The following is a 19,013-nucleotide window of genomic DNA, read 5'->3' on the forward strand; positions in this document are numbered from 1 at the left end:
GCATCAAGGTAGCATCCTATGTTAAAACAACACTTACAGTTCAAATTATCCCAGAAGCTATCGCCGCAGCAGATACAGTTGATGAAACTGATACAGCTGCCTACACAAGCTTTTGAACAGCGCCTGAAACAGGAGCTGGAGGAAAATCCTGCGCTGGAAAGTGGCAAAGAGGAAAGCAGTAGCCTTGAAGACGATTTTGGCGATAATTACGAGGAAGATATGGACCACGAGACCGTGGCCACCGACGACATCAATATAGACGAATACCTGAGCGATGACGAGGTTCCTGATTACCGTACCAAGGCAAATAACTACAGTAGTGACGATGAAGAGAAAAACGTGCCATACGCGGCAGGAATTTCCTTCAACCAGTACCTGATCAACCAGCTGAACACCGTTTATCTCAGCGACGAGGAGTGGGCCATTGCCGAATTCCTGGTGGGTAGTGTGGACGAAAGTGGCTATATAAGACGCCCGCTGGCAGATATCATGGATGATCTCGCATTTACCCAGAACATCTACGTCGAGGAGGAAACCATAAAAAAGGTACTGTCCATCGTGCAGGAACTCGATCCCCCGGGCGTAGGAGCACGCTCCCTGGATGAATGCCTGGTTATACAGTTACAACGTAAAGAACCCACACCGGCCATCGAACTTGCTGTTGATATACTAGAAAAGAGTTTTGAACACTTCACCAAGAAGCATTACAAGCAGCTTATCCAGAAACACGATATCACTGAAGAAGAGCTACGTGATGCCATCAGTGAAATTGAGAAGCTTAACCCTAAGCCGGGTGGAAGTTATTCCGGCAACAATCGGATTGTAGAGCACGTGGTTCCTGACTTCTCCATTCGTATCGTTGATGGGGAGCTTGAACTCACCCTCAACGGGCGGAATGCACCGGAACTACATGTTTCCCGGGAATACAGCAATATGCTGGCAGGTTATAAAAGTGCCAAGGACAAGTCCAAGAGCCAGAAAGATGCAGTTATGTTCATCAAGCAGAAACTGGATGCGGCGAAATGGTTTATCGATGCTATCCGCCAACGACAACAGACCTTGTTTATCACCATGAACGCCATCATGCAGTACCAAAAGGAATACTTCCTGACGGGCGATGAACGTACCCTGAGACCGATGATACTGAAAGATATCGCCGATGCTATAGACATGGATGTATCTACGGTATCACGGGTGGCGAACAGCAAATATGTTGATACCCCCTACGGCACTAAGCTCATCAAGGAATATTTTTCAGAATCTATGAAGAATGTGCAGGGGGAGGATGTTTCCACCAAAGAGATCAAGAAGATCCTGGAAACCGTGATCGGGGAAGAAGACAAGAAGAAACCCCTGACCGATGACAAACTGGCCAAAATACTGAAGGAAAAAGGATATCCTATAGCCCGAAGAACGGTGGCTAAATACCGGGAGCAATCGGGATTACCCGTCGCCCGACTCAGAAAGGAGATCTGATGCGGTCGCTATCCATCTTCCTGTCCTACCTCTTTCACCCATTGTTAATCCCGATGGCCGGATCCTTAAGTTACTTCCTGGTCACACCCAAATACAGCCCTTTAGAAGAACAAGGAGGCAACCTCCTGCCCATCTTTATACTAACGGTAATTATCCCGCTGATATCCTATGCAATCCTGCGCAACCTGGGCCTGGCCTCATCGGTGTTCCTGGCACCGGCTAAAGAGCGTTTGTACCCTCTTATCATTAGTCTAGGGTTATTGCTGATCGTCCTGTTCCGGGTGATTCCCAATAATTATACGGCGGAATTATACTACTATTTCGTAGGTCTGATTGCCGCTACTGCGGCCTGCCTGCTTGCATTATTATTGAAAGTGCGATGCAGCCTGCATATGATGGGCCTGGGAAGCCTGCTGATGTATCTCATTGCCCTGAGCATCCATTTTGAGATTAATATTACGATCGCGATAAGCGCCTGCACTCTTATTTGCGGCCTTGCTGCCACGGCTCGTATCTACCTCAAAGCACACAACCGCGCAGAGATCGTGATCGGGTTCATCATCGGTTTTCTCTCCCAACTGATGACCATCAAGTACTGGTTATAAAATATAGAAGATAAGGCCTATCCTTAATGGTGTCATTCCTATCTCCTCCCCGTTAACACTGGCTTTCCCAGGTTCAAAGAGCGTATTCAGAGCGTAATACGCATGGATATTAAAGGTGTTGTAGCCCAGGTTAACCATCAGGCCGTAACGAAAATTATCCGTGTCCGTATTGTAGAACGAATCCTTAAAGTCTTTAGTGACAATCTTGGACCGGCTTCCCACGACGTACCCCAGTTTAATGCCACCGTAGAATCGCCAGAATTTATAATCGACAGGGTCAGAGTTTCGTAAACGGAGTTCTAGGGGAAGTTCGATGAGGTGGGTTTCAATTTTGTTCCGTTTATAGGAGAAATTATCAGGGATCACTTCGTAATTAAAATCCTCAGCATTTTCGGTAGCCCTGAGATTGGAGTAATAGGAATTAACGGCATATCCAAGCCCTATACCAATTGCAACATTCCGCTTGAGATTTAACGGAATATCCTTAATGAAACCACCCTGCAATCCATAGGACAGGTTACGTTGCTTTACCCCTTCGGGCTTATTTAATAAGATATTATATGCGAGCCCTACATAGAACTGGTCTTCCAGGTAATCCGGATCGGGAATCAAACTATCCTGTGCAGGCGGAACAGGGGGCACTGTCTGTGCGCATAATGTGAAGGTGCAACAAAATACAAGCAGCAGGAAAAAGTCTTTCATATCGCCTTAAAAATAATCATTACTTCCGTTCATGCACAAAATAAAAGCGCTTCAAATAATAATTTGAAGCGCTTAATACATTTACCCTTTAGGTAATATTACTATTCAATATTACTGAAGGCATCCCCTTCAAAAGTCGTATAATTAACTTTGAGGGCATTTACTTTACGAAGTTCCTGCTTGATATCAGAGATAAGACCCATGTTGGCATCGCTATCCACTTTAAGAGCAGTAGTCAACACGTTTTGCAATTCCTGGGGCTTCTTAGCCCTCTCTTGCAATATGAAATCTCCAACCTCGGAAACATCAGCAAATTTATCGTTCAATTGGATCTTTGGTTCCGTCCCGTATGTTTTCTGGAATTCCTTGGTAGGTTTTCCGACATAGATATACAGAACACGATCCTTCTTTTCGAGCTTCTTGGTCTCGGTTGCATTAGGCAGGGTGTTTTCTACCATAATGGAACTATCCTTCATCGTTGTTACCGTCATAAAAAAGAACAGTAACATGAACACGATGTCGGGTAACGAGGCCGTATTTACCCCAGGGGTATCAGCGCTTTTTTTCTTATTAAATTTTGCCATAATAGTCCGGTTCTCGTTAGTTAGTTGCAGTTTCTGCTTCAGATAATTTCTGCGGGAACAAGTCCTGGACGCGTTGCACCTTGTCTTTTAGTTCTTCCCTTACCTCTTCAGGAGTCTCAGGATTAAGGTATTCGGCTTCCATATCCGTAAAGTCTCTACCGAATAATCGTTGAGCCTCACGGTTTCTTAACTCGTTATACGCCCCTACCAGTTCGTTTTGAACGGTAATATAAGTGGCATACTTTGTTTCCCTGTCATTCTTCAACGAGATAATGGCTTTGGTCGGGTTATCCGAAGAATCCGGATTCCTCTTTCCTTTACAATAGCTGCAGTATTCAGGGGATCCTGAAGGCGCGCCTCCATTGTCAAGGAAAGCCATGGCTTTTTCCCTGAGATTTCTCAGGTCTGTAAGCTCTTCCTCTACAAGTAACTGGCCATTCTTGTTGATGTTTACAGTAAATATGTTTTTCTGCTTAATAACCACGTTCTCGTCTGGCGGCTCAATAGGCGGTAACATTCGATCCAGTCCTGAATCCGTTTCAATAGTGGTTGTCACTAGGAAAAAGATCAGTAGTAAGAATGCGATGTCTGCCATGGAACCTGCGTTAACTTCCGGTGGTGCTCCTCTTCTAGGCATAATAGTTCTTTTAAGGTTATTTTGTCATTTTCCGTACTCCACCCCATAACATGGCGCCAACGGCGATTATGGTCAGGAGGAAGAAGACATTGAGACCCATTCCGATCAACTTCACGGTTGATTCGTCAGTAGCTACGCCTCTTCTTGCCATTTCATCGATGTTCACATCAGTTCCACTAGAGATCCCGTAAGCGATCCCGACCACCACCAGGAAGCCAACCACTACGATAAGTGTACGCTTCAGGCTTTGGGGGTTAGAGAACAATGCGACCAGTGAAAAGACCAAGCTGAATAAAATAGCGATAGCTAATAACAGGTACGTAATAATGAACATGAAGTTCATTGCCCCGCTGTCCACGGCCTCAGAAGCTGGTACATCTGAGCTTGGAAGCTGGAACCATAGTACGGCACCTATCACTCCCAATACAACCAATATAATTTTAACAATCTTGTGCATAATGCTTTTGGTTTAGGAGTGTTACTTATTTTTTGTGGTCTACCAACATATCGATCAATACGATTGATGAATCTTCCATATCGTTAACGATACTGTCAATCTTAGCGATGATATAGTTGTAGAAAATTTGTAGGATAATTGCTGTAATAAGACCGAAAACCGTGGTCAATAATGCAACCTGGATGTCACCTGCAATCAGGGAAGCACTAAGGTTACCAACTGCACTAATTTTCTGGAAGGCCTGGATCATACCAATTACTGTACCCATGAACCCAAGCATAGGAGCAACAGCGATAAATAGAGACAACCAAGAAACGTTTTTCTCTAATTGACCCATTTGAACTCCTCCGTAAGCAACAACAGCCTTTTCAGCAGACTCGATGCTTTCTCCGGCGCGATCTAATCCTTGGTAATAGATAGAAGCAACAGGACCTTTGGTGTTACGACATACTTCTTTAGCAGCCTCGATCCCACCAGAAGCAAGAGCATCCTCTACTTTTTGCTTAAGCTTAGTAGTGTTAGTGCTAGCCATGTTTAAATAAATGATTCTTTCAATAGCGACCGCAAGACCTAAGATCAAACACAGTAATACGATTCCCATGAAGCCAGCACCTCCTTGGATGAACTGCTCTTTTAAAACTTGGGTAAATCCTTTTTCTGCTTCAACGGCTGCCTCATCCTGCAACATCACTGTAGCTGTAGCCACGGTTGAAGAAAGACTCGACACTATTGCGTTCGCTTTCGCGCTTACTGTATTTGTACTAAGGACAAATAGCCCAGCCATGGCCAGGATGGAGAATAATTTTTTCATTTTGTTCAAACTTAAAATTAGTTAGTTAATAGGTTAAAGATAAAAAAAAAATACAATTAAAAAATTAATTCTTTTTCAGCGCAACAGGCGGTTTTAAGGTATTTCCGAGCTATTCACTGAATAATAACCGGCTGTTTAGACCAGCCGGTTATTAGCAGAGAGGAAGGGATTCGAACCCTCGATGCACTTTTGGTGCATACACACTTTCCAGGCGTGCGCCTTCGACCACTCGGCCACCTCTCTAAGGGTACTAAATTAAGGGGTTCAATAAACGAAAAATTTATTATTCCACGAAATTTGCCAGGTTAATTTTTAGCTCATTTCGCCTCTCAGAGATGTTTCGAATATGGTTTTAAAGGACTTAGCTGAAACCTTATTTCCCAAGAGGTACATTAATTTGGTGATCGCAGCCTCCGTAGTAATGTCTGCACCGCTAATTATTTGGATTTCCCGGAGGGCCTCGCTGGTCTCATATTGCCCCATTAAGACACTTCCCCCGGAACACTGGGTGACATTCACCACTTTTACACCCCTTTCAATGGCTTCTTTAAGCGCGTTGACAAACCAGGATTGGGTAGGAGCATTACCCGCACCGTATGTTTCCAATACGAGGCCCTTGAGCCCAGGGATATTTAACACGCTCGTCAACACCTCCCTATTAAGACCCGGGAAGAGTTTCAGGATAGCTACATTGGTATCGAGATCCTTGTGCACTAAAAGGCCTTTTCTCCTGGAACCCCTATAGAGGGCATCGTAATTTACCTTCAGGTGCACCCCTGATTCTGCCAGTGGCGGATAATTTAAAGAAGCGAAGGCTTCAAAATGTTCTGCATTGATCTTGGTGGTCCTGTTGCCCCTGTATAATTTGTATTCAAAATAAAGGCACACCTCCTGTATTACGGGACGCCCTCTTTCCTGCAGGGATGCCACCTGAATTGCAGTAATTAAATTCTCTTTAGCATCCGTACGAAGGTCTCCTATCGGCAGTTGTGATCCGGTTAGTACAACAGGCTTTTTCAGGTGCTCCAGCATATAGCTTAAGGCAGAGGCGGTATAACTCATGGTGTCGCTACCATGCAGCACCACGAAGCCCTCGTACTTCTCGTAGTGTTCCTCGATCAGGCCAGCGATCTTTACCCAATGACCCGGGTCCATATTAGAGGAATCCAGGGGTTCCTTAAAAGAGACACTGTCTATAGTACAATCTAGCTGGCCAAGTTCGGGGATCTTTTTTTCCAGCTTGTTAAAATTAAAAGCCTTCAGTGCCCCTGTATCGTAATCCTTGATCATACCTATAGTACCCCCGGTATAGATCAATAATATTTTTGTCGGACTATTTACCATAACCATATATTATATGCCAAAAACCTCTTTGGAATTAGCCGTGGTGATCCTGGCTACTTCTTCCTCGCTTATACCGTATACTTCAGCAACTTTCTCAAGCACATTGAGCAGGTAGGCACTTTCGTTTCTCTTTCCACGGTAGGGCACCGTGGCAAGGTAAGGGGAATCTGTTTCCAGGACAATATGCTGCAGGTCTACTTGATCCAGGAAGGTATCTATTTTACCATTTTTAAAGGTCACAACCCCACCTATCCCCAATTTCATATTAAAACCGATCGCACGTAGGGCCTGTTCATGAGTACCCGTAAAGCAATGAAAAATGCCCGAAAGCCCATCGGTCCCTTCTTCGTCTAACACTTCGAAGATCTCGTCAAATGCTTCCCTGCAATGAATAACTATGGGTAAAGCATAATCCTTAGCCGTTTGAATCTGCCTGGCAAAAGCCTGCTTTTGCTGTTCGATAAAACTTTTATCCCAGTACAGGTCTATCCCTGTTTCCCCGATCGCATACACCTTATGTTCTGCAACTACTCGCTGCACCTGCAGTAACTCTTTTTCAAAATCCTCATTAACATGCGTCGGGTGCAAACCTGCCATCAGGAAAATATGTTCCGGGTATTGCTGTTGCAATTGTAGCATCCCGGGGACATATGATGAATCGATCGCAGGAAGAAAAAATCGACTTACCCCTGCTTTCATCGCTCGTTCAATTACCTGCCTCCTGTCTTCATCAAAAGCTTCGCTATATAAATGGGTATGGGTATCGGTTAAAATCATGGAACAAAAATAGGACTATCTTTGACATTAAAAGAAGCTCTTATGCCCAGTCTTAAAAAGTTTTTAAAATCTAAAAAATATTTGCAGGTACCAATGAAGCTCACCTCCACCAATCACCTGGAGGTGAAGGCAGAGATCAATGGGAACCCCGGCAGGTTCATCTTAGATACGGGAGCCTCTAGCACCTGCGTGGGTATTGAGCAGGCAGAGCGATTTGAGCTAGTTTCAGAACACTCGGACATCATGGCCGCAGGAGCTGGTGCCTCTGACCTGGCGACCAGGATATCTGAAAAAAACAGCATCTGTTTAGGAAAATGGAAGGATAGAAAAGCGCAGATTGTAATACTGGATCTTATGCATGTGAACCAGGCTCTGTTGCTGCATGAAGCTGAGGAAGTAGACGGCATCATCGGGGCCGATTTGCTGGAAACCGGCCGAGCGGTGATCGACTACCATAAAAAGATCCTGTACCTTAGGAAAAAGTAACTTTGAGATGCTTTCGGCTTGAAAATCAGACCTTTCGTCGAACTTTTTCTATATTTCATCAAAACATCATCGGTCTTTTTTAAATTCACTACAAGCCTCCACAACCAAACCACAACCGATGAAATTACTAAGACCGATACTGAGCGGTCTGTTGGTATTTACCGCAATCAGCTGTCAGATAGACTCTGACCTCCAGACTCTTAGTCCTTCCGATGAATTAGCCGGGCAGATCCGGCAACAGTTTGGAGCCATAAATACTTTGAGAATGCCGGATAGCGACGACTTCGGCAGGATCCCGGCTGATCCCAATAATCCTTTGAGCGCTGAAAAAGTGCGCCTGGGCCAATTCTTATTTCACGAAACGGGAATAGCGCAAAACCCAAAGCAAGAGATCGGAAGAGGGACATATTCCTGTGCAAGCTGTCATAACGCAGGGGCGGCGATGCAAAGCGGAAGGTTGCAAGGTATCGCAGAAGGAGGTGAAGGTTTCGGGATCAGCGGAGAAGCAAGAAGGATGTCCTCAGCTTACGACGCGACCAATGTAGATGTGCAGCCTATACGCGTACCTTCTGTATTAAATTCGGCCTACCAGGAAGTAGTTCTGTGGAATGGTCAATTCGGCTCCTTCGGCCCTAACAGCGATACCCAAAGCCAGTGGACCGCCGGCACGGTTAAGGAAACCAATCATTTAGGATTCCAGGGCCTGGAAATACAAGCCATAGCCGGGCTTGGCATGCACCGCATGTTGATTAATGACACCCTGATAAAAGAAAGTCCATACCAGGCTCTTTTTGATGAGGCTTTCCCCGAAGTTGATCCCGGCCAGAGATACAGTAGTTTTACGGGTGGACTGGCCATTGCTGCCTATGTGAGAACACTACTTGCCAACCGCTCCCCATTCCAGCAGTGGCTGAAGGGTACTGATGAGGCGATGACGGAAGAAGAGATAAGAGGCGGCATATTATTTTTCGGTAAAGCAAGATGTTATCAATGTCACAGTGGCCCCGGTCTTAATGGCATGGGATTCCACGCCCTGGGTATGAAAGATCTGGATAATGGCGCAATGATCGGAAGTGTAGATGAAGCAACACGGAAAGGAAGGGGTGGCTTTACCGGCCGACCCGGAGATGATTATGCTTTCAAGACCCCGACACTTTACAACCTGAAAGATGTAAACCATTTAGGGCACGGCGGAAGTTTCAGCAGCATCCGGGAAGTGATCTCTTATAAGAATAACGCTACCCCTGAGAACGAACAGGTCCCGGGAGATTACATCTCTGCCGACTTTAAACCGCTTAATCTCTCTGAACAGGAAATCGACCAACTGGAACAATTTATTTCTGAAGCATTGTACGACCCAGACATCCAGCGCTACATTCCTGTCAGCACTCCGTTTAACAGCTGCTTCCCGAATGCAGATCCACAATCCAGGATAGACCTGGGATGTGATTGACGAATCATCTTAATGGGAAGCAGAACAACTTTTTACCTTATAGACCGTTCCTGTATATCTAAATAAATATTGCTATTCCACCTACCTTTTATTCACTTTTTTAAATTTGCCAGGTTTTCCTGAGAACTACCGGTAATCCTATTTGCATATGTCACATCTTAAATCTGTATATTTCCTCTTTACCTGTTGTATCGCTTTTCTATTCATCAGCTGTGGCCCGGATGAGGAAATCTCCAATCTTGATCCCCATTTTAGCCTGGATGTTCAGTTAGAATATTTGTACGGTGACAGTCGGGCCCTGATCATCCCCGACAGTGAAGACCTTTCCTCTATCCCTTTTGACCCAAAGAACCAATTGACAGAAGAAAAAGTATTGCTCGGCAAATTCCTGTTCCATGAAACCGGACTGGCTGTAGTTCCTAAAACTGAAGCCGGCAGGGGAACATATTCCTGTGCCACTTGTCATCATACAGCTGCAGGATTCCAGAGTGGGATCTTACAGGGTCTGGGTGAAGGCGGATCCGGATTTGGCATGATGGGAGAAGGCCGGCTCCTGGGAGAAGGCTATGACAAAACCAATACCGATATGCAACCCATCAAATCACCAACTATCGTGAATACCGCCTACCAGGAAGTAATGCTCTGGAACGGGCAATTCGGAGCTTTGGGCATAAATAAAGGAACAGAAAACCAATGGAGCGCAGGGACCCCCAAAGAAACTAACCATCTCGGGTTTTCCGGTTTGGAAATCCAGGCCATTGCAGGTCTCGGAGTTCACAGGATGGACTGCCAGCCAGAAATGATCACCCAAAGCAATTATAAGACCTATTTTGATCAAGCTTTTCCCAATGTACCACAGCATGAGCGATATACCAAGATCAATGCAGGTTTGGCAATTGCAGCTTATGAGCGCACTGTTCTGAGCAATGAAGCCCCTTTCCAGTTTTGGTTGAAGGGTGACCGGGGAGCTATGACAGATGAACAAACCGAGGGAGCGCTTCTATTTTTCGGCAAAGCCCGGTGTTATGAATGTCATGACGGTCCCGGACTCAATGGAATGGGATTTCACGCCCTTGGCATGAAAGACCTGGATCACACCAGCATTCTCGGGGAAGTAGATGAAAACACCAGGAAAGGTCGTGGTGGTTTTACCGCGAGGCAGGAAGATGATTACAAGTTCAAGACCCCTACACTGTACAATCTTAAGTCTGCGAGTCACCTAGGTCATGGCGGAAGCTTTTCCACGATCAGGGAGGTCATTGAATATAAGAACAATGGCGTGCCCGAAAACCATGAGGTACCGGTTTCTAAAATTTCATCAAAGTTTAGACCTCTGGGTTTGAGCACTATAGAAATTGATCAGCTCGAAGCGTTTGTAAAGGAAGCTCTATTTGACCCCAACCTTCAGCGCTACACTCCGGAATCTACCCCTATGAACAGCTGCTTCCCGAATGCAGATCCGCAATCCAGGATAGACCTGGGATGTGATTAACAAGAAATTACCGAGTATTCCCTAAAAAAAAAGCTACCGTTTTCGCGGTAGCTTTTTACTTCTGGTCACATATATTTTTATAGTTCCAGCGCTTTTTTCACGTTACCATCCATCAATAATTCTGTCGGGTCTTCCAGGGCCTCCTTAATGGCTACCAGGAATCCTACAGATTCTTTCCCATCGATGATTCTGTGATCATATGACAATGCTACGTACATAATCGGAGCAATGGCAATTGCACCATCGCGGACGATTGGTCGCTCTACGATATTGTGCATCCCCAGGATTCCGCTTTGAGGTGGATTGATAATAGGAGTTGACAGCATTGAACCAAATACTCCACCGTTAGAAATTGTAAAAGTTCCACCGGTCATCTCATCTACTGTAATCTGCCCATCCCTTGCTCTTATAGCCAGGCGTTTAACTTCGGCCTCAATTCCGCGGAAACTAAGGTTTTCGGCATTCCTGATAATAGGAACCATAAGGCCCTTAGGCCCTGATACTGCAATACTGATATCACAGAAATCATAAGTTATCATCTCTTTGCCGTCTATCATAGAGTTCACGGCGGGGTACATCTGCAATGCGCGTATTACCGCCTTGGTAAAGAATGACATAAAGCCGAGACCAACCCCGTGTTTTTCCTTGAATTGCTCTTTATACTCGTTCCTCAATTCGAAGATAGCAGACATATCTACTTCGTTAAAGGTGGTAAGCATTGCGGTCTCGTTCTTCGCAGAAACAAGACGTTCCGCAACCTTCCTTCTGAGCATAGAGAGTTTAGTGCGCGACTCACCACGGCTTCCACCGCTTGGAGAACCCATAGATGGAACAGCCTGTTCAGCATCTTCCTTGGTGACACGACCATCTCTGCCTGTACCTTTTACCGATGAAGCGGCAAGTCCTTTTTCTTCCAGGATCTTACGTGCAGCCGGAGAAGCCACCCCAGACGCATAGGTTTCCTTGGTATCGGCAGGTTGAGGAGCTTTTGCATCCTTGTCGGTTCCTGCTTCTTTCTGCTGTTTAGCCAGGTCTTTTTCCGCATCACTACCCGATCCTTCATCGCCTCCTGATGCGGTATCCGCACCTTTACTGGCGCCTTCAGGTTTGTCGGCACTGGTATCGATAAGACAGACTACTTCCCCTACTCCAACAGCATCCCCTACCTCAGCTTTAAGGGTAATAACACCACTCTCCTCGGCAGGTAATTCTAGTGTAGCTTTATCAGAATCAACTTCTGCGATGGCCTGGTCCTTCTCTACATAATCCCCGTCTTTCACCAACCATTCCGCTATTTCTACTTCGGTAATAGATTCCCCGGGTGAGGGGACCTTCATTTCTAATATCATGCTGTGTTAATTTGTTGTACTGGTTCTTGATATGTTAGACCGCAAATTGTCCTTGCTCTTGTCAAATACGTAATCTATAACTTGTTGATGCCGCATTTTTGATCGAACAGCGCTTCCCGCGGCAGGTGAAGCGTACATTCTCCTGGAGGCAACCCTCAGCTTATGGGCATCTTCAAAATGCATCATCATATGACTCCATGCACCCATATTTCTCGGTTCTTCCTGTGCCCAAACCAGGTCATCTGCATTAGTGTATTTTTCCATGATCTTCTTCATCTGTTCTGTTGGAAGCGGGAACAGTTGCTCAATTCTAACCAAAGCCACATCTTCTCTCCCGTGTTCCTCGCGAGCTGCCAGGAGATCATAATAGAATTTCCCGGTACAAAACACAAGCGATTTTACCTTAGAAACATCAGCTGAGGAATCGTCTATGACTTCCTGGAACTGACCATCGACAAGTTCTTCTACCGTGGACACGGCTTTTGGATGACGCAACAAACTTTTGGGTGTGAATATGATCAACGGTTTCCGGTAATTCACCATCATTTGCCTCCTCAGTAAATGAAAGAGGTTAGCCGGTGTGGTACAATCGGCAACGAACATGTTATCCCTGGCACATAGCTGGAGATAACGCTCCATACGGGCCGAAGAATGTTCTGCTCCCTGTCCTTCATACCCGTGGGGCAGGAACATGACAAGGCCGTTCTGTAATTTCCATTTGTCCTCTGCGGCAGATATGTACTGATCTATCATGATCTGGGCCCCGTTACTGAAGTCACCAAACTGGGCTTCCCAAATGGTCAGGGTGTTAGGGCTGGCCATGGCATAACCATAGTCAAAACCGACAACTCCGTATTCCGATAAGAGGGAATTGTAAATCTGGAACTTGCCCTGGTCCTCAGAAATATGGTTGAGCAGCATTACTTCCTCTTCACTCTCCTCTACTTTCATAACTGCGTGGCGGTGAGAGAAGGTTCCCCTTTCCACATCCTGTCCGGACATGCGAACTCCATAGCCTGAATCCAGAAGCGTTCCATAGGCTAGTAATTCACCCATAGCCCAGTCTAAAGAATTCTTTTCGAAATACATATTCTTCCGGTCCTTGACCAGTTTCTCTACTTTCCTCAGGAATTTTTTCCCTTTAGGAAGTTCGGTGATGGTCTTGGCAATTTTGTCCAGTTGCTTCCTGTCACAGCTGGTATCTACCTTTTCCATCATTTCCCATTCGCGTACATCATCAAATCCGCTCCATTCGTCAGCCATGAATGGAGTGATCTCTGTTTTATCTATTTTCCTGGAATCCTCCAGGTCTTCTTCGAGACTGGCTTTATACTCCTGTTCCAGCTTAGCGACATACCCATCGTCTATGACACCTTCTTCTATCAGCTTTTTAGCATATATATCCCTCGGGTTTTCATGCTGAGCGATGGCTTTATAAAGTTTTGGCTGGGTAAACCTGGGTTCATCCCCTTCATTGTGGCCGTACTTCCGGTACCCTAGTAGATCCAGGAAAATATCGCGTTTAAATCGCATACGGTATTCCAGTGCAAAGATCGCTGCATGTACCACAGCTTCTGCATCATCCGCATTTATGTGTAATACAGGGCTTAGGGTAACCTTAGCCACATCCGTACAATATGTAGAAGTACGAGCATCGAGGTAATTTGTTGTAAATCCGATCTGGTTATTTACAACAATATGTATAGTTCCGTTTGTTTTATAACCGTCCAGGTTTGCCATCTGCACTACCTCGTATACAATCCCCTGACCGGCAATGGCGGCATCCCCATGTACTACGATCGGCAGTACTTTTGAAAAATCATCCGGGTAGTGTACATCCTGCTTTGCCCTGGTAATCCCTTCTACCACTGCACCTACAGTTTCCAGGTGGGAAGGATTAGGCGCAATATTCATATTGATCTGGCTACCGGAATCCGTTTCGCGCAGGGAGGTCCATCCAAGGTGGTATTTTACATCGCCGTCAAAAATTTCCTGTTCGTAATCTTTTCCATCAAATTCGCTAAAAATATCTTTAGCAGATTTTCCGAAAATATTGGTCAGCACATTGAGTCGTCCCCGGTGTGCCATCCCCATGACAAACTGCTTTACCCCCATCCCGGCCGCATGCTCTACGATAGCGTCCAGTGCAGGTATCAATGATTCATTCCCCTCTAAAGAGAAACGTTTCTGACCCACATATTTAGTGTGAAGAAAGGCTTCAAAAGAAACGGCCTCATTCAATTTTTTCAGGATCTGCTTTTTCTTTTCAGGAGTAAACCTTGGGTGGTTGTCATTGACGTTCAACTGCTCCTGAATCCATTTTACTCGTTCGGGGTTCCGGATATACATATACTCTACCCCGATAGCATCACAGTAGATATTCTGTAGATGCCCTACAATTTCTTTGAGGGTGTTCTTCCCGATACCGATAATTTCGCCTGCACTGAACTCCGTATCGAGATCTGCTTGTGAAAGACCAAAGTTATCTAAATCAAGTGTAGGTGAATATTTACGTCGCTCCCGAACGGGATTGGTCCTGGTGAACAGGTGCCCCCTACTCCGGTATCCATCGATCAAACGAATTACCTGGAATTCTTTTTGCAGTGATTCCGGCATAGCAACCTCCTGGCCGTTCCCTAAAACGGCGGTTCCAGAGGCAGTATCTATACCTACTTCGTCCAATGCACTTTCCATACCAAAATCGAATCCCTGGAAGAAAGCACGCCAACTTGGCTCTACACTATCCGGATTCACTAAGTATTTATCGTATAAATCTGCAAAGAAGGAAGTATGTGCAGTATTTAAAAAAGAATATTTATCCATGAAAGCTGTCGCTGATGTTTCTAAACTGAATATTAGATCAAAAATACAACATTTAATACATTCCGAAATATGTGTCTAACTGAATCTTAACAAAATCAAGAGGGATTGATATTTTTCGCTTAGAATTACCGGTAAAAAAGGGTTGTGCGAATAAAAAACACCGGAGATCAGTCGCTCATTTGCGATCGCAGCCACACTTTTTGCCATTCTCGTTTTAAAACCAGGTAGGTGACCTCACGGGATACCTCTACAGCGTCTGATGCCCTGATCTCTTTTACCGCTTTTTCCGGTACGTCGATAACATATAACAAATTCAGGTAATCAGCGAATTTCTCCAATAGCAGCACGTAGATCTTTTCATGAATTGCCGTGGCCAAGGCGGCAGCATCCTGGTCCTCACTCAACGGTAATGAAACATTAGCCCGTTCAAAATCTTTCCGCAACTGGGCCACGGTCTTACCATAGAGACTATGCGAAGCTGCATTCTTGAGCAATGCGATGGAACGGCTATTAGGTTCACTCATGGTTCAGGCAGCGTAATCCGGGTTTAATTTTTAATTATCTCCCCATCTTTCATCACGAAAGTGACTTCTTTCAGAAGCTCAACATCCTGGAGTGGGTTCCCGTCAACCGCGATAATATCGGCTAAGAAATCTTTTTTCAGCTGCCCTAAGGACTGTTCCATTCCAAGGAGCATTGCATTGGTTAGCGTGGCTGATTGTATCGCCTTAATTACCGGCATCCCCGCCTCTGTCATATAAACGAATTCCCGGGCATTCTCTCCGTGGGGAAATACTCCTGCATCGGTACCAAAAGCAATCGGTACTCCAAGCTCGTAAGCTTTTTTAAAGGTATCCTGGATCATGGGTCCGATTTCCGATGCCTTTTTTGCGATAACCGCAGGGAAATACCCCTCTTTTTTAGCATTCTCTGTCACTTCTTTCCCGGCCGTAATGGTGGGAACCAGGTAAGCGTCATACTCCTTCATCAATCGCATGGTTTCTTCACTCATCAGCGTACCATGCTCAATGGTTTTCACCCCTCCTTTTACTGCCCTCTGCATACCGTCATCGCCATGGGCATGTGCGGCAACATGGTAACCGTAATCTGCAGCGGTTTCGGTGATCGCCTTTATTTCCTCTAAAGTGAATTGTGGATTCTGCCCGTTTTTTGCAACACTCAAAACCCCTCCGGTAGCGGTAATCTTTATAAGGTCTGCACCATTCTTGTAACGCTGCCTGACCGCCTTACGGGCATCGTCAACGCTATTGACAACTCCCTCTTTTGGCCCCGGGTCACCCACCAGGTCTTCACGATACCCATTAGTAGGATCTGCATGTCCCCCGGTTGTACCTATTGCTTTCCCTGCGGTAAAAACCCTTGGGCCTTTTATCTTTCTATTTGCTATGGCATCGCGTATGGCAATATTGACCCCGCTGCCGCCCAGGTCGCGCACCGTTGTAAAGCCGGCCATCAGGGTTCTTTGAGCAAAGCCTACAGCGTTAAATGCAATATCTGCTTCATTAAGCGTGTATGCCTGTAGGTAGGCCTTGGGGTTACTTTCACTTTCTATATGCACATGCATATCAATAAATCCCGGCATCACAGTTTTAGATCTTAGGTCGATAATCTTATCCGATGCTGTTCCCCCTACATAACCATCTTTGATATCACTTATCTTATTCCCGTTCACCACGATGGTTTTTTCGGGCAGCAGTTTACCGGTTTTGGTATCGAGTATTGATCCGCATTGCAAATATGTAGTTTGTGCACTCAGCGCGAATGTGGATAACAACAATAGTAAAAGTATCAGGTTCTTCATTGGTATGATCTTAAAATTATCCTCTTATTTTTTGTTCCCATTTCCAGGCCGAAGCCATTGCATCATCCAGGGATGAACTGGCTTTCCAGCCAAGCACTTTGTTCGCCTTAGCCGTATCAGCATAAGCTTTTGTGATGTCGCCCGGCCGCCGGTCTACCACCTTGTAATTGAGTTTCTCCCCCGAAACCCGCTCAAAACTTCCGATAACCTCGAGGACAGAACTACCGGTACCGGTACCTACATTAAATACCTCGTAATTGGTGTTGTTCTTCGCGTCGAGCAGTCTCTGCAATGCAAGGACGTGAGCCTTGGCGAGGTCTACAACATGAATATAATCACGGATACAAGTGCCGTCTTCCGTAGGATAATCGTCTCCGAAGACCGACAACTGCTCCCGCAGGCCAATTCCGGTCTGAGTAATAAACGGCACAAGGTTCTGCGGCACTCCCATAGGAAGCTCCCCGATTTCTGCTGACGGATGTGCCCCAATGGGGTTAAAATAACGAAGTGAAATAGCATTCAAATGGTCGTATACCTTACAGCTGTCCCGAATGATTTCTTCGCCGATCTGCTTCGTATTACCATAAGGGGATTCAGCGGGTTTTACAGGAGCATCTTCGGTTATCGGCATCTGATCTGCCTGCCCATAAACCGTACATGATGAACTGAATATAAAATTAGCCTTATCCTTAGCAGAGAGCTGTTGCAAAAGGTAAACCAGGGTACCCAGATTATTCTCATAATACAATAGCGGATTCTCCACACTTTCACCAACGGCCTTGGAAGCCGCAAAATGAATTACCCCGGAAATATCTCCTCGTTTACTGAAAAATTCCTGCACTGCGCTTTTATCACGAAGATCCATCTTCACAAACTCGGGTGTTTTTCCCGAAATAGCACTTATTCCCCGGAGCACATCTTCACTGGAATTAGAACAATTATCGATGATGACCACCTCGAAACCGGCTTGCTGTAACTCAACGACGGTATGAGAGCCAATAAACCCAAGACCACCGGTAACTAGTATTTTCATATTATTCATTGATAAATCGGATCACCGTATTAGTAATAAAATCAATTTGCTCCCGGTCCAGTTCGGTATGCATTGGGAGGGAGATCACTTCTTTTACCAATTGGTTGGTCACCGGGAAATCGGCTTCATTATACCGGGGATCCGCATAGGCCTTTTGTAAGTGCAGGGGAATAGGGTAGTAAATCCCGAAAGGTATGCCGGCCTGGCTTAAATGAGCCGCCAGGGCGTCTCTCTTGCCATTGGTAACCCGCAAAGTATATTGGTGAAAAACATGGCAGTCGCAGGTATCACAAATACCTTCACACCTGTTCACCGTTTTTGGAGTGATAAGGTGTTCCTGCTCTTTAAAAGCCTGGGAGTACAGACGGGCCGCCTGTCGGCGACTTTCGCAATAGGCATCCAAACGAGGGAGTTTGGCCCTCAGCACAGCGGCCTGTATCGTATCTAATCGGGAATTTACTCCAATAACGTCATGATGGTAACGCTCGTACATGCCGTGGTTCACAATACCCCTGATAGTATGGGCCAGGGAGTCGTCATCTGTAAAAATTGCGCCACCGTCTCCATAGCATCCCAAATTCTTAGACGGAAAAAATGAAGTGGTTCCCACATGACCCATTGTACCTGCCTTCTTCTTACTTCCATCACGGAAGGTATGGTTGGCACCAATTGCCTGGGCATTGTCTTCGATCACATAGAGATTGTGTTTTTCCGCTATGGCAAGGATCTCATCCATGTTTGCACATTGCCCGAACAAATGCACGGGAACGATGGCCTTGGTTTTTGGCGTAATTGCCGACTCTATAGCTTTAGGATTGATGTTAAAGGTATCGGGCTCTACATCGACCAGTACGGGTGTTAACTGCAGTAGTGCAATAACCTCGACCGTTGCTGCAAAGGTAAAATCTGCAGTAATCACCTCGTCTCCCGGTTTTAAATCGAGTCCCATCATCGCGATCTGCAAAGCGTCAGTCCCGTTTGCACATGGAATAACATGTTTTACGCCCAGGTAGGACTCCAGGTCGGCCTGGAATTCGTGAACATCCGGGCCATTGATAAAAGCAGCATTTTCCAAGATACTGCTAATAGACTCGTCTACCTGTTCCTTGATCCCCTGGTATTGCCCCGTAAGATCAACCATCTGTATTTTCTTCATCATCTG

At 45.6% G+C, this 19,013-nt stretch carries 18 protein-coding genes and 1 tRNA gene; 5 read left to right on the forward strand and 14 right to left on the reverse strand.

What is annotated here, in order from left to right; all coding sequences use genetic code 11:
* Positions 1-18 precede the first annotated feature (18 nt).
* Both rpoN and PP178_RS01505 read left to right on the forward strand, forming a co-directional pair.
* The gene (gene rpoN, locus PP178_RS01500; RefSeq protein ID WP_272592539.1) at positions 19-1,476 is read left to right on the forward strand and encodes an RNA polymerase factor sigma-54; all 1,458 of its coding nucleotides are present in this window, start codon (positions 19-21) and stop codon (positions 1,474-1,476) included.
* Positions 1,476-2,081, forward strand: coding sequence for a hypothetical protein (locus PP178_RS01505; protein WP_272592540.1), 606 nt, complete (start codon positions 1,476-1,478; stop codon positions 2,079-2,081). The genes rpoN and PP178_RS01505 overlap by 1 nt, the downstream gene beginning before the upstream one ends.
* On the opposite strand, the gene PP178_RS01510 is transcribed toward PP178_RS01505, so the two are convergent.
* From PP178_RS01510 to PP178_RS01545, 8 genes are all read right to left on the reverse strand, one after another.
* The gene (locus tag PP178_RS01510; RefSeq protein ID WP_272592541.1) at positions 2,076-2,783 is read right to left on the reverse strand and encodes a porin family protein; all 708 of its coding nucleotides are present in this window, start codon (positions 2,781-2,783) and stop codon (positions 2,076-2,078) included. The two genes, PP178_RS01505 and PP178_RS01510, sit on opposite strands and share 6 nt — an antisense overlap.
* A gap of 101 nt (positions 2,784-2,884) precedes the next feature.
* Positions 2,885-3,367: an ExbD/TolR family protein gene (locus PP178_RS01515; RefSeq protein ID WP_272592542.1), complete on the reverse strand. Its 483-nt coding sequence runs from the start codon at positions 3,365-3,367 to the stop codon at positions 2,885-2,887.
* Positions 3,368-3,383: 16 nt separating this feature from the next.
* On the reverse strand, positions 3,384-4,004 hold the full coding sequence (locus PP178_RS01520; RefSeq protein WP_272592543.1) for an ExbD/TolR family protein: 621 nt from the start codon (positions 4,002-4,004) through the stop codon (positions 3,384-3,386).
* Positions 4,005-4,020: 16 nt separating this feature from the next.
* On the reverse strand, positions 4,021-4,461 hold the full coding sequence (locus PP178_RS01525) for a hypothetical protein (RefSeq protein ID WP_272592544.1): 441 nt from the start codon (positions 4,459-4,461) through the stop codon (positions 4,021-4,023).
* 25 nt (positions 4,462-4,486) lie between these two features.
* The gene (locus PP178_RS01530; protein WP_133642411.1) at positions 4,487-5,272 is read right to left on the reverse strand and encodes a MotA/TolQ/ExbB proton channel family protein; all 786 of its coding nucleotides are present in this window, start codon (positions 5,270-5,272) and stop codon (positions 4,487-4,489) included.
* Positions 5,273-5,427: 155 nt separating this feature from the next.
* Positions 5,428-5,515: transfer RNA gene (locus tag PP178_RS01535), tRNA-Ser, on the reverse strand.
* A gap of 69 nt (positions 5,516-5,584) precedes the next feature.
* Positions 5,585-6,616 carry an asparaginase gene (locus tag PP178_RS01540; protein WP_272592545.1) on the reverse strand — a complete coding sequence of 344 codons (1,032 nt, stop codon included), beginning with the start codon at positions 6,614-6,616 and terminating at the stop codon, positions 5,585-5,587.
* 9 nt (positions 6,617-6,625) lie between these two features.
* Entirely contained in the window at positions 6,626-7,393 is a 768-nt protein-coding gene (locus tag PP178_RS01545) for a TatD family hydrolase (RefSeq protein WP_272592546.1), read from the reverse strand.
* Positions 7,394-7,486: 93 nt separating this feature from the next.
* On the opposite strand from PP178_RS01545, the gene PP178_RS01550 reads away from it, so the two are divergent.
* The 3 genes from PP178_RS01550 (at position 7,487) to PP178_RS01560 (ending at position 10,824) form a co-directional block, all read left to right on the forward strand.
* Positions 7,487-7,879, forward strand: coding sequence for a retropepsin-like aspartic protease family protein (locus PP178_RS01550; RefSeq protein ID WP_336298510.1), 393 nt, complete (start codon positions 7,487-7,489; stop codon positions 7,877-7,879).
* Positions 7,880-7,997: 118 nt separating this feature from the next.
* Positions 7,998-9,332 (forward strand): cytochrome-c peroxidase, encoded by a 1,335-nt coding sequence (locus PP178_RS01555; protein WP_272592547.1) that lies wholly within the window; start codon positions 7,998-8,000, stop codon positions 9,330-9,332.
* A gap of 148 nt (positions 9,333-9,480) precedes the next feature.
* Entirely contained in the window at positions 9,481-10,824 is a 1,344-nt protein-coding gene (locus PP178_RS01560; protein ID WP_272592548.1) for a cytochrome-c peroxidase, read from the forward strand.
* Between the two features lie 77 nt (positions 10,825-10,901).
* On the opposite strand, the gene odhB is transcribed toward PP178_RS01560, so the two are convergent.
* The 6 genes from odhB to PP178_RS01590 form a co-directional block, all read right to left on the reverse strand.
* Positions 10,902-12,173, reverse strand: a complete 1,272-nt coding sequence (gene odhB, locus PP178_RS01565) for a 2-oxoglutarate dehydrogenase complex dihydrolipoyllysine-residue succinyltransferase (RefSeq protein ID WP_272592549.1) — start codon at positions 12,171-12,173, stop codon at positions 10,902-10,904.
* A gap of 6 nt (positions 12,174-12,179) precedes the next feature.
* The gene (locus tag PP178_RS01570; RefSeq protein WP_272592550.1) at positions 12,180-14,996 is read right to left on the reverse strand and encodes a 2-oxoglutarate dehydrogenase E1 component; all 2,817 of its coding nucleotides are present in this window, start codon (positions 14,994-14,996) and stop codon (positions 12,180-12,182) included.
* Positions 14,997-15,163: 167 nt separating this feature from the next.
* Positions 15,164-15,520 carry a hypothetical protein gene (locus tag PP178_RS01575; protein ID WP_272592551.1) on the reverse strand — a complete coding sequence of 119 codons (357 nt, stop codon included), beginning with the start codon at positions 15,518-15,520 and terminating at the stop codon, positions 15,164-15,166.
* 23 nt (positions 15,521-15,543) lie between these two features.
* Positions 15,544-16,818: a metal-dependent hydrolase family protein gene (locus PP178_RS01580; protein ID WP_272592552.1), complete on the reverse strand. Its 1,275-nt coding sequence runs from the start codon at positions 16,816-16,818 to the stop codon at positions 15,544-15,546.
* A 16-nt stretch (positions 16,819-16,834) separates the two neighbouring features.
* The gene (gene galE, locus PP178_RS01585; protein ID WP_272592553.1) at positions 16,835-17,851 is read right to left on the reverse strand and encodes a UDP-glucose 4-epimerase GalE; all 1,017 of its coding nucleotides are present in this window, start codon (positions 17,849-17,851) and stop codon (positions 16,835-16,837) included.
* A gap of 1 nt (position 17,852) precedes the next feature.
* A complete protein-coding gene (locus PP178_RS01590) occupies positions 17,853-19,007 on the reverse strand; it encodes a DegT/DnrJ/EryC1/StrS family aminotransferase (protein ID WP_272593607.1) in 1,155 nt (384 codons plus the stop codon).
* Positions 19,008-19,013 lie beyond the last annotated feature (6 nt).

The organism is Zeaxanthinibacter sp. PT1 (genome assembly GCF_028464225.1).
In the GTDB taxonomy this organism is placed as follows: domain Bacteria; phylum Bacteroidota; class Bacteroidia; order Flavobacteriales; family Flavobacteriaceae; genus Zeaxanthinibacter.